Origin of the sequence: Candidatus Avedoeria danica (genome assembly GCA_016703025.1) — a bacterium.
Classification (GTDB): Bacteria; Chloroflexota; Anaerolineae; order Epilineales; family Epilineaceae; genus Avedoeria; species Avedoeria danica.
The window spans coordinates 216,740-231,331 of the sequence record JADJCV010000002.1 but is presented as its reverse complement, the minus strand read 5'-3'; the positions used below and the strand labels follow the sequence as shown (position 1 = coordinate 231,331).

12 protein-coding genes are annotated in these 14,592 nt (G+C 66.1%); 10 read left to right on the top strand and 2 right to left on the bottom strand.

The genetic code is table 11. The annotated features are described in order from the left end of the window. Positions 1–216: 216 nt before the first annotated feature. The 10 genes from IPG72_02015 (at position 217) to IPG72_01970 (ending at position 12,228) form a co-directional block, all read left to right on the top strand. Complete coding sequence (locus IPG72_02015) at positions 217–1,356, top strand: PrsW family intramembrane metalloprotease (GenBank protein MBK6767812.1); 1,140 nt, start codon at positions 217–219, stop codon at positions 1,354–1,356. After that, a complete protein-coding gene (locus IPG72_02010) occupies positions 1,356–2,102 on the top strand; it encodes a MinD/ParA family protein (GenBank protein MBK6767811.1) in 747 nt (248 codons plus the stop codon). The genes IPG72_02015 and IPG72_02010 overlap by 1 nt, the downstream gene beginning before the upstream one ends. 22 nt (positions 2,103–2,124) lie before the next feature. Continuing rightward, the gene (locus IPG72_02005; protein MBK6767810.1) at positions 2,125–2,337 is read left to right on the top strand and encodes a hypothetical protein; all 213 of its coding nucleotides are present in this window, start codon (positions 2,125–2,127) and stop codon (positions 2,335–2,337) included. A gap of 20 nt (positions 2,338–2,357) precedes the next feature. Then, positions 2,358–2,750, top strand: coding sequence for a hypothetical protein (locus IPG72_02000; GenBank protein ID MBK6767809.1), 393 nt, complete (start codon positions 2,358–2,360; stop codon positions 2,748–2,750). Next, positions 2,747–3,466: a cyclic nucleotide-binding domain-containing protein gene (locus IPG72_01995; protein MBK6767808.1), complete on the top strand. Its 720-nt coding sequence runs from the start codon at positions 2,747–2,749 to the stop codon at positions 3,464–3,466. Before IPG72_02000 ends, IPG72_01995 begins: the two co-directional genes overlap by 4 nt. A gap of 102 nt (positions 3,467–3,568) precedes the next feature. Further along, a complete protein-coding gene (locus tag IPG72_01990; GenBank protein MBK6767807.1) occupies positions 3,569–4,207 on the top strand; it encodes a sigma-70 family RNA polymerase sigma factor in 639 nt (212 codons plus the stop codon). Positions 4,208–4,496: 289 nt separating this feature from the next. Then, a complete protein-coding gene (locus tag IPG72_01985) occupies positions 4,497–6,476 on the top strand; it encodes a thioredoxin family protein (protein MBK6767806.1) in 1,980 nt (659 codons plus the stop codon). A gap of 179 nt (positions 6,477–6,655) precedes the next feature. After that, positions 6,656–7,492 (top strand): FAD-dependent thymidylate synthase, encoded by an 837-nt coding sequence (locus tag IPG72_01980; GenBank protein ID MBK6767805.1) that lies wholly within the window; start codon positions 6,656–6,658, stop codon positions 7,490–7,492. Between the two features lie 7 nt (positions 7,493–7,499). Then, positions 7,500–9,413 carry a tetratricopeptide repeat protein gene (locus IPG72_01975; protein ID MBK6767804.1) on the top strand — a complete coding sequence of 638 codons (1,914 nt, stop codon included), beginning with the start codon at positions 7,500–7,502 and terminating at the stop codon, positions 9,411–9,413. A 1,789-nt stretch (positions 9,414–11,202) separates the two neighbouring features. Next, positions 11,203–12,228, top strand: coding sequence for a hypothetical protein (locus IPG72_01970; GenBank protein ID MBK6767803.1), 1,026 nt, complete (start codon positions 11,203–11,205; stop codon positions 12,226–12,228). A 356-nt stretch (positions 12,229–12,584) separates the two neighbouring features. On the opposite strand, the gene IPG72_01965 is transcribed toward IPG72_01970, so the two are convergent. Next, a complete protein-coding gene (locus IPG72_01965; protein MBK6767802.1) occupies positions 12,585–13,334 on the bottom strand; it encodes a hypothetical protein in 750 nt (249 codons plus the stop codon). 773 nt (positions 13,335–14,107) lie between these two features. Continuing rightward, positions 14,108–14,575, bottom strand: a complete 468-nt coding sequence (locus tag IPG72_01960; protein ID MBK6767801.1) for a hypothetical protein — start codon at positions 14,573–14,575, stop codon at positions 14,108–14,110. Positions 14,576–14,592 lie beyond the last annotated feature (17 nt).

Sequence of the window (14,592 nt, the reverse complement as noted above, 5' to 3'; positions counted from 1 at the left end):
AGCCGGTACCCGGTACCGGTCGGAGTGACGGCCAAGGGGGCATCGGACAGCACCGATGCCCCCTTGGCCGTTCGTCGAGCACTGGCCGTTCGTCGAGCACTGGCCGTTCGTCGCTTTCCTTGCCGCCCCGATTGATGCGCGCACCCGCTTCCGTTTGATGCGCGTACCCGCTTCCGTCGCATTTCCGTCGAATCGGTCGATAGGACCCATCCCACGATGACCGTAGCCGCCGTCCTGTGCGTATCGATCGGCGTGCCGCTCGCCTTCCTGGCGGCGGTGCGCAAGCTCGACCTCTACGCCTCGCACAGCCTGCGCAATGTCCTCACGTGCGCCGCGGTCGGGTTCCTGGCGTTTCCGGCGGCGTACGTCATCAACAATGGCGTCCGCGACGCGCTCATGCTGCAGCTCGGGCTCTCGGTGGCGGCAACGATGCTGGCGATCAAGACGATCGTCGCGCCGGTCGTCGAGGAGGTCGCCAAGTCGCTCGGCGTCTGGATCGTCGTCCGGCGGCGGGACTTCACGTACTTCGTGGACGGCGCGATCTGCGGCTTCGCCGGCGGGACGGCGTTCGCGATGGTGGAGAACGTCTTCTACGCGCTGCGCGCCGGCCTCGGCGACAGCCTGGCGCTCAGCGTGAACCGCGCGTTCTCGACATCGCTCGTCCACGGCACGGCCAGCGCGCTCGTCGGTATCGTCATCGGGCGCTTCCGCTTCGAGCGCTCGTGGCGGCGCTACGTCGCCCTGCTGGCCGGCTGGGGGCTGGCGATCGCGCTCCACATGGGCTTCAACCGCGTCGTGACGTCGACATCGTTCGGCTCCGTCGTCCTCCTGGCCGCGATCGTCATCGGCACCGGCGGCGTCGGCGCGATCGCGTGCGTCATGCTCCTCGGGCTGCGGGTCGAGCGCCGCTGGATCGCGGACTCGCTCGACATCGGCATCGGCGTCTCGCCGCACGAGGCGCGGGCCGTGGACCGGATGCGCGATCTGGACAAGGTGCTCGCTCCGGTCACGGTCCACTTCGGCGAGGCGAAGCGGCAGGCCGTCGAGGCGCTGTTGCGCTCGCAGGCCCGCTTGGGCCTCAAGCACCAGCTGGCGCAGCGCACGGCGGAGCCGGCGCAGCGCGCCGAGATCGAAGCCGACATCGCCGCGCTGCAAGCGGAGCACGACCGGTTGCGCCGCGCCGTCGGCGTCTACTGCATGACCTACGTCCGCTCCATCCTGCCGTCCGGCAACACCCCGCTGTGGGACCGCCTCGGCGCGCAGCTGCTCGACGCATCGGCGCTGGACGCGCGGCCGAGAAGCGACGATGTTTGGAGTCGGCTGGCGACACGGACCGCACCCCCAAAGGACCCATGATGGCCTCGATCGTCTCCGTACACTCGTTCCGCGGCGGGACCGGCAAGTCCAACCTGACGGCCAACCTGGCCGTCCTCGCCGCGGCTTCCGGCCGCAAGGTCGGGCTGGTGGACACGGACATCAGCTCGCCCGGTGTGCACGTTCTCTTCGGCCTCGGCCCGCCGACGGTGACGACGGCGCTCAACGATTACCTGTGGGGGCGCTGCGGCGTCGATTCGATCGCGTATCCCGTGTCGCTGCCGGACAACCGGACGCTCCACGTCGTCCCGGCCAGCCTGAACACGGAGGACATCGCCCGGATCCTGCGCGAGGGCTACGACGTCGAGCGCCTGACGGACGGCTTCCGCGAGCTCATCGCGCACCTGAACCTGGATGTCCTGTTCGTGGACACCCACCCCGGGCTGAACGAGGAGACGCTGCTGTCGATGGCGGTCAGCGATACGCTGCTGCTGGTCATGCGCCCGGACCAGCAGGACTACCTCGGCACCGCCGTCACGGTCGAGGTCGCCCGCCGGCTCGGGGTGCCGCGCCTGCAGATGCTGGTGAACAAGGCGCCGTCGACGTTCGACTTCGCATCCGTGCGCGACCGCGTGGCGGAGACGTACGGCGCGGATGTGGTGGGTGTGCTGCCGCACTCGGACGAGCTGATGGCGCTGGCCAGCGAGGGGGTGTTCGTGTTGCGGCATCCGGATCATCCGTTGACGGGAACGCTCAAGCGGATTGCGGAGCGGGTCCTGGCGTCGTAGTGCCAATCTGGGGAGTCTGCGCATGCAATGCAACAGCTGCACGACCGAGGCGTTTGGTGTTTGCCGCTTCTGCGGCCGCGGGGTGTGCCGGGCGCACCACCGCGAGATGCCCTATATCCTGTCCGTCTACCCGAGCAAGGACGGCGTCCCGCAGGCGATCGTGGTGGCCGACGTGCTGTGGTGCGAGCTCTGCCGCCCACAGCCCGATCCGATCCCGATGCCCGAGCTGGCGTGACGGGGTTCAAGGAGGTCGATATGCCCGGCATCTTCGATCGGGTGCAAGCCGAGGTCGACGCGCGCGCACCGCGCGATGTGCGCCAAGGCCTCTCGGCGCTCGAACTGCTGTCGCTGAGCCCGGAAGAGGTCGCGATCGTCCAGCGGCTCCTCCGGCGCGGCGCGTCCGATGCGGCCGCGCTGGCCGAAGACCTCGCGCTGCCGCCGGCCGACGTCGAGCAGCGGCTGGCCGATCTCGTTGCCCGCGGCCTCGTCCAACACTCGGACGATGCCGTGCCGCGCTTCTGGGTGCACGCCGTTCGCCGGCGGGTGCGGGTGCCGGAAGGGATGTGGGCCCACTTGGTCGATCGGACGGCCGCGCCTGCGGCCAACGGTGGGGAGGATGCGGACGGCGACGGCGAGGGTAAGCGATGACCGCGCCCGGGATGGCCGCGCCATCCGGCGACACGTTCGCGCTCTGGACCACCGTCGAGCTGCCGGCCGGCGACGCGCTGTTCCGCAAGGGCGACCCGGGCGATGCGTTCTATACCGTGGTCGAGGGGGAGATCGACATCTTCACCGAGGACGGCGTCCGCTTGGAACGGCTCGTGGCGGGCGACCACTTCGGCGAGTTGGCGCTGCTGGCCGGCGGCTTCCGGCACGCGACGGCCAGCTGCGTCACGGCGGTCCGGCTGCGGCGCCTCGACCGGGCGACCTTCCTGGCGAACATCGGCCGCGACGGCCCGCTGACGGACATGACGATCCAGATGCTCGGCGCGCGGATGACGCGCACGAGCGCCTACCTGGACTACGTGACCGCGTGGGCGCGCCTCGTGACGGACGGCCAGTACGAGGTGGCCCGCACGTCCATCCTGGCCGACGCCGCGGCGCGCGCGGACGGCAATATCGGCAGCTTCATCCGCTCGTTCGTGGAGATGGTCGATGCGATCCAGGACCGGGAGCGCGATCTCAAGCGCCGGCTGCAGGATCTGCAGATCGAGTTCGATCGCGCCAGCCATGCCCGCGAGGTGACGCAGATCACGACGTCCGACTTCTTCCAGTCCCTGCAGGGGAACGCGGAGCGGATCCGCGCGCGGATGCGGGGGCAAGACGACCCGGCGGGCGGGCGTTCGGACGCAGCCGGTGATTGACTTCGGTGGGTGCGTGCGCCGGCTGTGCAGATCGCTGGCCCGCCACCCCGTGTTGTGACACAATCCGCCCGGCCGTCCGACCGCTCCCACGGATGCATGCGCATGGCCGAGTCGCCCGCGCCGCAAACCCTTCAAGCCTCCGCCCGTGACTGCGCCCCACTTTCGCCCACGCCCCTTGCACAGGTGTCGGACGAGGCGCTGGTGTCGGCTGCGCTCGACGGCGACCCGGCGGCGTTTCCAGAACTCGTCGAGCGGTGGTGGCGGCCGGTCTATCGCACCAGCTGGCGCCTCGTCGGCCACCCGGAGGACGCGCAGGATCTGACGCAGGAAGCGTTCCTGCGCGCCTACGCCGCGCTGTCCCATTTCGATCCGCAGTACCGCTTCGGCGGCTGGATCACGCGCATCGCCACCAACCTCTGCCTGAACTTCCGCCGGCGCCGCGCCCGCGCGTCCGTCGTCGGCCCGTCCAGCGACGCCGCCGATGCGTACTTCGAGCGCCTGCCCGACGACGGCGACGAGGTCTCGCCCGAGGAACAAGCCGCCGACGGCGAACTCGGCGCGCAGCTCTGGCAGGCCGTCGAGGCGCTGCCGGACGACTACCGAACGGTCATCGTCCTGCGCCACGTGACGGAGCTGAGCTACGAGGAGATCGCGGAAACGCTGCAGCTGCCGATGGGGACGGTGAAGAGCCGTCTGGCGCGGGCGCGGCGGATGTTGGGGGAGGCGATGGGGGGGGCGTAGGTGTCCGGCCCAAAGCCCCCGCCCCCGGCGCTGGCGCGCCGACCCCTCCCCCAATGCTGGGGGAGGGGCATTGAGCGGTATGCCTTCCCACCTAGTGCTCATCTGTGAGCGGTATACTTCCCGCGCTGCCCGCGTAGCTCCCCATCTCGCCCCCGCCACGGAGCCGTTTGCCATGCCCCCACACCCGCACACGCCCCAATCGCATGCCCTCTACCCATCCCCCAGCATTGGGGGAGGGGTCGGCGCGCCAGCGCCGGGGGCGGGGGCCTCAGGCCGCCGGCACGCCATCTTGGTCACCGCTGCAACCGCGATCGTCCTCGCGACAGCCCTCGCCTCTTTCGCGACGGCCTCCATCGCCGCCGCCCATCCGAACGCTCGCCCCATCGCCCAACCCGGCGGCCCGCCCGGCGACGGCGCGCCGCAGGTGACGATCCGCGTCCTGCCCCAGAAGGACGCCGCCCGCCCCGGCGACCAGCTGGCGCTGGCCGTCGTCCTGGATCATGACGTCGGGCTGCACTCGTGGCCGATCCGGCGCGACCTCGTGGTCCCGCCGGAGTTCACGGCGGTGCTGGGCGAGACGTTCATCGACAGCGTCATCCCGACGGAATTCGAGGTCGTGACGAAGCCGGACTCGGCGACGTTCTGGCCCGTACAGGCGCCGGTGACGCGGACCGTCGATGTCTATTACACCGGGTCGCAGGTGCCCCTCCAGGTCTACGCCGGGCGAGCGATCGCCTTTCTGCCGCTGCAGATCGACCCCGGCGCGGCCGCGGGCGAGGCGGCATTCGACGTGCGGGTCCAGTACCAGGCGTGCGACGAGACGCAGTGCTTCGCACCGGTGAACGAGACGTTCCGCGCCGTCGTCCGGATCGACCCCGCCGCCGCCCCGCCGCCGGCCGACGCGGCCATCTTCGGCGCGTTCGACCCGACGGTGTTCGGCACGGCGCCCGACGGCGGGAGCGTCGTCGACGTGCCGCGCGGTCCGGTGAACTTCAGCGTCTTCGGCCGGAGCTTCTCGATCGACCCCGACGGCCCGCTCGGCCTGACGTTCCTCCTGCTCGTCGCCGCGCTCGGCGGCTTCCTGTTGAACCTGACGCCGTGCGTCCTGCCGGTCATCCCGCTGAAGATCATGGGCATGAGCCGCGCCGCCGGCCAGCACCACCCGCGCCGCATGCTGCTGCTCGGGACGACGATGAGCCTCGGCGTCATCGGCTTCTGGCTGGCGATCGGCGGTGCGATCGCGTTCGTCAGCGGCTTCGACGCGATCAGCTCGCTCTTCCAGACGAGCTGGTTCTCGTTCGTCGTCGGGGCGTTCGTGGCAGTGATGGCCATCGGGATGCTCGGCGTGTTCAGCGTCCAGCTGCCGCAGTCCGTCTACCGCTTCAACCCGGGCCAGGAGACGGTCCATGGATCGTTCCTGTTCGGCATCCTGACCGCCGTCCTGTCGACGCCGTGCACCGCGCCGTTCATGGGCAGCGCGGCCGCCTGGGCCGCCACGCAGCGGCCGTCCATCACGCTGACGACGTTCGCCGCCATCGGCCTCGGGATGGCGCTGCCGTACTTCATCCTCACCGCCAAGCCGGGCTTGGTGCGCAAGGTGCCGCGGACCGGGGCGGCGAGCGACCTCGTCAAGCAGGTGATGGGCCTGTTCATGCTCGCCGTCGCCGCTTTCTTCCTGGGCATCCCGCTCGCCGGCGCCTTCCAGCGCCCACCGGATCCCGCCAGCCGCGCCTACTGGTGGGTGGTCGCGTTCTTCGTCGTAGCCGCCTGCGTTTGGACGGCCTGGCGGACTTTCAAGATCACGACGAACACGACGCGCCGCGCGGTCTTCGGCGGCCTCGGCCTGCTCGGCGCCGCGGCGATGCTGGCGATCACCCCCGGCCTCGCCAGCCACGGCCCGATCGCCTGGACGTACTACACGCCCGAGCGGTTCGAGGAGGCGCGCGCGGCGGGCAACGTCGTCGTCATGGATTTCACCGCCGAGTGGTGCCTGAACTGCAAGGCCCTCGAGGCCGGCGTGTTGCACCAGGACAGCGTCGTCGCGCTGCTGGAAGGCGACAACGTGATCCCGATGAAGGTCGACCTGACGGGCGACAACCCCGAAGGCAAGGCCAAGCTGAAGGAGCTGCAGTGGGTGGGCATCCCGCTGCTGGCGATCTTCGGCCCGGGCGCGGACGTGGGGTACGAGGCGGGCGGGGCGATGAAGTACGACACGTATACGGTGCAGACGGTGATGGAGGCGGTGGCGAAGGCGGGGGGGCAGCCGTGAGCGGGGGCGAAGGATCGCACGAGGACGAATCGTCGCGCGGCGATCGGGCCGTGGCTGCGGACGCGGACTCGTCGGCCGAACCGATCGACCCCCTCGACGCCCTGCTCACCTCGATCGACGCCCTCGAAACCGCCATCGAACGCACGCCGCCCGACGAAGGCGTGACGCTCGTCGACGCGATGGGCGGCGCCGCGCGCTGGTCCCTGCCGGTCCACGACCACGGCTTGGTGGCCCTCGTCGACGTCATGCCGCGCCTGATCCCCGAGGGCCAGACGGCGGACTACGCGATCGTCCAAGCCGCCCGCGTGAGCTACGGCGTCGGGACGAAGCGCGTGAACGAGGACCGCGGCCTGATCCGCTACCTCCTCCGCCACCGCCACACGACGCCATTCGAGATGATCGAGTTCAAGTTCCACTGCCGCATGCCGATCTTCGTCGCCCGCCAGTGGATCCGCCACCGCACCGCCAACGTGAACGAGTACTCGGCGCGCTATTCGGTCGTGCCCGAGCTGTTCTACCGACCGACCGTCGACAACATCCGCCAACAGTCCAAATCGAACCGCCAGGGCAGCGAGGCGCTGCCGGTGGACGACGCGACGGCGGAGGCGTTCCTGGACTACCTGGATGCGATCGAGCGCCAGTACAAGTCCTACGAAGACCTGCTGGACCGCGGCGTCACGCGCGAGCAGGCGCGCATGGGCCTGCCGCAGAGCGTGTACACGGAGTGGTACTGGAAGTGCGACCTCCACAACCTGTTCCACTTCCTGGCGCTACGGATGGACGCCCACGCGCAGGCGGAGATCCGAGACTACGCGAACGCGATGTTCGCCCTGGTGCGGGGGGTGGTCCCGATCGCGGCGGAGGCGTTCGTGGATTACCGGTTGGGGGCGGTGACGTTGTCGCGGTTGGAGGTGGAGGCGTTGCGGTCGGGGGGGGCGTTGGGGACGGATAACGGGCGGGAACGGGCGGAATGGGCGGAGAAGCGATCCGCGTTGCAGTCCACCCCACCGTCCTGAGTTGCCCATGTCCCCGGCCGAGCCGCCCCCCGTCCGTCCCCACCTGACCCTCCTCCACTCCTTCGCCCTCGTCCCGTCCCCGTGCCCCGGCCCCGGCTCCGTTCCGACGCGGACCGCCGCGCCCCTGGACACCTTCGGAACCCGCCAAGAAGAACGACTCCTCGCCTACCTGGCCCTCCGCCCGGGCGTGGCACGCAGCCGGGACAGCATCGTCGCCACGTTCTGGCCGGACCTGGAGACGGGCAAGGCGCGCAAGCTGTTGTCGCTCTACCTGTTCAAGTTGAATGAGCGGCTGGCGCGGTCGGGCGTGGTGGATGCCATCGAGGACACGCGGGAGACGCTGCGGCTCTCGCCGGCCATCCGGACGGACGCGCAGGCGTTTGCCGAACTCGTCCTGGCGGGAACGGTGGCGCATTCGCCCATCGAGCGAACGCAGCACCTGCAGGCCGCCGTCGAGCTGTACGGCGACGGGCTGCTGCCGGCATACGACTACCCGTGGGTGACGGAGCAGCGCGCGCAGATGGAGGTGCTGTACCGGCACGCCGTGACCAGCTTGGCGGCACTGCTCGACCCGTCAGGGCGGATGCAGGATCTGCTGGACGCCATGCCGCCGGCCGCCTGGAAGGGGCTCGCGCGGCTGGGCGGCCGAGGGTCGGCGGGATCCGATGTCGAGGCTGCGGATACGTCGGCGTCCGACCCGCCGGACGGTGCGGACGAGGACGATCCGGCGGATGGGGCAGGTGGCGACGCCGACAGCATCGATGCCGCCGATGCCGCCGACACGACGGGGCGACGCAAACGCGCGATCGCCGATCCGTCCGCCGCGGCCACCGCCCCTCCGGACGCCCATGCACTCGCCACCTTCGTCCGCGATGCCGCCGCGACGCTGCGCGGCGCGCATCATCGGGCGGCGGTCGAGCGCCTGTCCGAACGGATCGACGACCTGCGCGCCGTGCTGGTGCAGCGGCCCACCGTCGCGTCGTTCCCGGTCCAGCTCGGCATCGCCGCCGACGTGTGGCGCTTCTGGTACCTGACCCGACGCGTGCCCGAAGGGCGAACGTATCTGGAGCGGCTCCTGGCGTCCGGGCTGGACGCACCACCTGACATCCGGGCGGCCGCGCTCCACGCCGCCGGCACGCTGGCCAACCTCGAGGGCGATCGGGCGATCGGGATCCCGCGCCTGCAGGCGGCAGCCGAGCTCTGGCACTTGCTTGGCGACGACCAAGCGTTGCTGCGCACCGTCGTCAACCTCGCCTTGGCCCGCCACGACGCCGGCGAGTTCGAGGCAGCGCGGGCGATCCACGACCAGGCGATTCGCCTCGCCCGGCGCCTGGGCGAGGAAGGGTCGCTGGCGCGCGCCCTGTTCAACAGCGCGCTGACCGCACTCAAGCTCGGCGACCACCGCGCCGCACGCGCCCTGTTGCAGGAGCAGTTGGCCCTGCCGATGGCGGCCCTCGACCCGCGCCTGCGCGGCGTGTCGCACGCCCACCTGGCGACCGCAGCGCTGATCGAGGGCGACCGGGCGGCGGCCCGTGCGGAGGCGGAAACGGCGCTCGAAGCGCTGGCGTTGGCGCTGGCGCCCGATCCGAGCGCATTGGCGATCGCGTGGTGCGTGATGGGCCGCGTCGACTACCTCGACGGCCGGCTGGAGGCGGCGATCAGCGCGCTCGACACGAGCATCGACCAAGCCCGCGCCGCCAAGGACATGGCCTTGACGGGCATGGTTCTTGGCTACCTCGCCTTGGTCTACGAGCGCCTCGGGCAACCCGACATGGCCGCCCGGTGCACGATGAATGCGACGATGCTGATGCGGAGCGCGGGGGCGGATGAGTTGGTGGGGCGGTTTGTGGGAGGGGACGCCCGCGTGTTGCCGGCGGACGCGGGTGAGAGGGAGCCGGCCCCAGGACGAGATGCGCAGTAGGCCGCCACGCGTAGCGACGCCGGACTACCGGGCGCCACTTGAACAGCAGATCGAGGACCGTCGCGCCAGGTCCGACGCCGCCGAAGTCCGGGGGGGGGGTCATCCCCAACAACGGGCCGTAATGACGGCACAGACGAAGCACCTTGCTGGACCAACCACTGTGCAGAAGGCGTGGCCGCGGACCGTCCAGAACGTCGTGTCAAGCGGCAACGGCGCATCGGCCGGTTGTCATTGCCTACCTGACGTCAGCACGACGCCATCGATCCGCAGTGCGCCGCCTGGCCAGGGATTGCCCCGATTGACCAACGCTTACCTGCAGAGCCCGCCGTAATTCACGATGGCGACTGCCGCTCGCCAGGCGTACCTGGTTGCACTTGGCCGAAGTCGTCGGCATCATCGACATTCGCACGCGCGCAGCCCACTTGCAGCCCATCGGCTCGGTGGACCGTGCTAACTGCGCTCATCTCCAGGAACCGCTTCACAGCAAGGCCACAGAGGACTATCATGCCGCCAATGCATCCTTCACCCAAGGTGCGTCATCCAGAAGACTTCTTCCCAAAAACCGTCAGCCATCACGTGCAGCCCACCGTCTGCGTTCAAGGTAAAGGTAGCGAGAAGCTCCCCGAGCAGCGACTTCGCCCGTGACGGCCTTCATGGCGTTCGAGTTCATTCAGGCAGACCATTCAGCGACCGTACCTAACTGAGATCGTCTTCAGCGAGGGATCAGATTCAAGCCTCGAAACTACACTCGTGAGCCTATCAGGGAATGGAATTGGTGGGTCACCATGTCGATACTTCAATTGGACCCGTCACTAGCTGCACTTTCCACAGTCGCCACCGTTATCCTTGGCCTCCTCGGTGCAAGGCTGGTGTATAGCGACATTCAAGTGAGGCGACAGCAGCTTAGAGAAGGTCGTGATCGATCAATCCCAACGATAGAGATTCTTGTTGATACGACGATCCACCATGTTCCTTCGACTCCTGGAAATGCTGACGCCGTGGTCGTCATCGAAACACACATCGCAGTGAGGAATGACGGCGGAGTGACGATGTGCTTTCCCGCTGTGTACGTATCCAGGCGAGCGATTGTCGACACGACGGCTACGTCGTATTTGACGTGCGGAGACGGGCGCCAATTTAGGGAGCTACCTGGATGTGGTGACATAGCACGCATCGTAAATGTCGCTCGCCTGCCGCACTCTGTGTACACGGTGGGTCCAAAGCACACATCTCATTGGACGCTCTGGGATGTCGTGAGTCGCGCATTTATTGTGCGCTATCCAATGATAGCAACTCAAGTGACAGCGTTCTCTGCTTCCCCAGATCTCCTCGGCATTCACGCATATGGTCATGCCGGAACACACAGAGCCGCGTGGCTCGAATACGTCAACGCCGGGGACATCTCGTCAGCAACTGGATTGACGCGACATGAGGACATAGTCTTCGGTCGCAGCGATGAAACATACGGTCCCGATATCCAGCGACACCAGAGAGTACTACTACAGCCGGGAACACATGACGTGGATATACCGAGCACTATACGATTTCGCGATGTGCTGGAAAGTGTGGTTCAGCATGAGCGTTGGCACACTACTAGTCTATCAGTGGACGCGTCGACTGCATCAAAGTGAGATTCGAGATATCAGACTTCAAGATTGTAAATGTCAATCACGCGATCCTCTATGAGGTCTTGCCTCTTGAATAGCTCGTCGGCAAAAGGCCCGCACACAGCGGTTCACCTTTATGTGTTGCCCGCGGATGAATTCACTAGTCACAGATCGGAGTGAACATGAGCGTCAGTGCAGATCGCGTCATGATCATCTCTAACCCAGATGACGAGCACACCGCCCGCGTCGCATGGCATCTGCGAGCAATGGACATCGACCCGATAATGCTATATCCAGAGCACTTTGGAGACAGTCATGCGCTATCTCTCCATCTGGCCGGAGTTCCGGCTCGGTGGAATTGCTCCATACGAATGCCCAGTATGGATCTGGACATGGCGACGATCGCATCGGTCTGGTATCGTCGCCCACGTCTGCCGCTTGCTGGATCCGGATTGTCCGGTGCATCTCTTGCCTTCGCCCGTGATGAGTGGCGATCAGCGATTTCATCCCTGTATGCTCTCTCAACTTTCTCGTTATGGGTGTCCAGCCCAGAGCGGCTTCACTTGGCCGCGAATAAACCCCGACAGCTCCTACTCGCTTCCAATCTTGGATTCGCCATTCCGCGTACACTAATCTCAAGCGACCCGCGCCGGATTGCCGAATTCTACCACGATTGCGATGGACGTATCATCGCCAAGGCGACCGGCACCGGCTGGCTCTCCGGGGAGGATCACGAGGTCGACCGTTATGTTCTAACCAATCGAGTCATGCTTAACGACTTGATGGATAGCCCGGCTCTTTCTCTTGCCCCCACGACTTTCCAGGAGGAGATTCTCAAAGCGTACGAGTTGCGTGTTACGGTTGTAGGCTCTGCCGTCCATGCGGTCCGCATCGACAGTCAGGCGAGCGCCATTTCAGCGGTTGACTGGCGCCGCTACGACACGGCTAACACTCCGTATTCCCCATATGAGCTGCCGCCCGCACTCATTGAAGGCTGCCTCGCGATCACGCATGCACTGGGGCTCGAGTATGGAGCGATCGACCTCATTTGCACTCCAACGGGTCAGTACGTATTCTTGGAGATTAACGGGAACGGTCAGTTTCTCTGGGCGGAAATGCTCTCTGGCGTCCCAATTGCCCGTTCCGTTGCTTGCCTGCTTGCCCGATCCGCGCCTTCACTTACCGAATCTAGAGGAGGTCCGCCATGATTGTGCACCCGACCACCCACGAGCCGTTCCTCATGAGGTTCCTAGAGGAAGACACACTAGAGGGCCGCCCCGCAAGTGCGAGCCCGGAGCGGGGCGGCGAGAGCAACCCGAAGGAAGAAGCCCCCAGGCCTGAGCCGTCCAAGCCAGGACCATACGGGGACTGAAGTCGCCGTAGTCAGTTTGTGGGCGAGCAGGTCACTGGGCGGACGTAGTTCCGCCCAGTGGCGCGTCTGCGGTTGAGTGATGTGCCATCAGGCACGGTACAGAACCACTGCGTTGATCACTTGAAACCGCCGGCGTAGCTCCGAATTGTGTCAATCCAGCCATTGACTGATTCTAATGCTATCCTCATCGCATCATTCGGCAGACCGATCGCGTAGGCGTGCAGCCGGATGTGAGTTTGCTTGATACCGCGCAAGATCACCCTCAATCGTCCGGGAGCGTCGCACGAGGCGTATATACTGCAACAACGACATCGCGCCAGCCAGTATCAGCATCATCCCCATCACAGCCGCGTGGATACTGAATGCGCCTCCTGTCGTTAGATTGACAAGCATTGACATCAGTGCTCCAATGACAAGCCCGATTGTCGCTCCCCACAATTCTCGATCGTTTCGATATTCATTGAGTCGCCCCAGTAGTGACATTGGAACCAGATGCACATCTAACAATTCGCGCGCTGGCACGAGAAGGCGCGCCGTCAGCTCCGCCGCGTCCTCAACTGACTCAAATGCTTGCCGGACTTCAGAGACTGCATCGGGGTTCTGAGAAGGATCTGCCGCCAGTTTGTCGATTCGTTCCCGAACCGCCTGCAACTTGTCTCTTGCTTGCGCAAGCTCATAGTAGAGCAGCGGACTTCGCGCCATCCCGGATCTACTAGATTCGTAGTCAAGTGCATCGACTTCGTGCACGCTCAGGTCAGATAACTTCAGATATTCGCGTACGATCATTGGGATATCGTAATATCGCGGTATCGTCTCCCACTTCTCAATCACGTCTGGCTCGACTTCGAGAACGCCTGCTAGTTCGTCGCGCGACAGTCCTCGCACTACTCGCAGCCTAGAGAAGAGCTGTGCGCTTCGAGCCTCGTGCTCAACAGTTGCCATGAATCATCTCCGAGTTGTCGCCATTTCGAAGGAAGACGTGTATAGTAACCGATTTGCGAGGATCGCCCGCTCCTGCCAGATCGCACCTCTATTACGGCATCGGATCTCTTGTTGAGGTTCTGCCTTGCCAGGATCTGTAATACCAGCGTGCATGATCATTCTCGCAGAGAATGTATAGATTGGCTCGCCAACAGAGCTCGCCTGGTCGAGATGGCGGGACTTCAAATAGAGGATAGCAGATTAGAGAGAAGCCAGCAAGGTGGAATCTGGGGTGTACCTCCCGGCTGTTGTGGTCGAGAGCGCCGAGTCAATTCGACGCGCGAGCAGGGTCATATCGTCATGAGGTGCGTCGCAGCGTGCCGAGTCGCACACTGCCAGTTTATTGGCATGCTTCCTGCAGCCTCTGACTTGTACAATGTGCGCACAGCTGAGGAGTCGTAACGTTTCCCCCGTGAACGGTAAGCGTTCACCCGATTACCAGCCTACCTCTGTCAGATAGCCTAACGGTAACAGAGTGGCCTGGCAATCGGTTAAACGGTTACCGTGAACGCGCCCAACTTCCAGCCTGGAGACTACGTGCTTCCAGGCACGAGAATTCAGCCGGACCTCTTCGCTCCATCACGCGCTTCACCACTTGCACAATACAATATGGGGCGATCCCCTCGGACCGCCCCGTACGTCGATGATCTTCCGTTGCCCCAGGCTACCTTGTTCGCGTCATCCGCTGGCAACTACCTAATGGTGCTGTGCACGCCGCGCCTACCTTCCAGCCGCTACGAGCCCAGCATCCAACACATCAGGCACACCGGTCCGCCCATCCACCGCCCTCGCCCCCCCCCCCCCCCCATCACCACCGGATCCCCCGGATGCTCCGCATCCCACCGCGCCCTGAACGCCGCCAACTCGGCGCCGATCATCCCCCCGTTCACGACCTGCCCGCGAAACGCATCGGCTCCCACCAGCGCCTGGTGCAAACTCCGCTCCACCCGCACCGTCGGATACACCGACCCATCCACCCGCATCTCCGCCCCGATCAACCCGATCCCCGGCAGCCGCACCTTGTTCCCCGCCTTCAGCTGCAGCAACACCTGGCGGCCGAGCTCGCGGAGCACCATGTTGGCCAGCGGCGCCGTGACGAGCGTCCCGACGGACAGGTACTCCGCCAGCTGATCGAGTTCCACCGTGATCCCACGGGCGATGCGTGGGCGGTAGGCGGCGATCGCTTTGATCAACGAGGCCATCGGAGAACCTCCTGGAT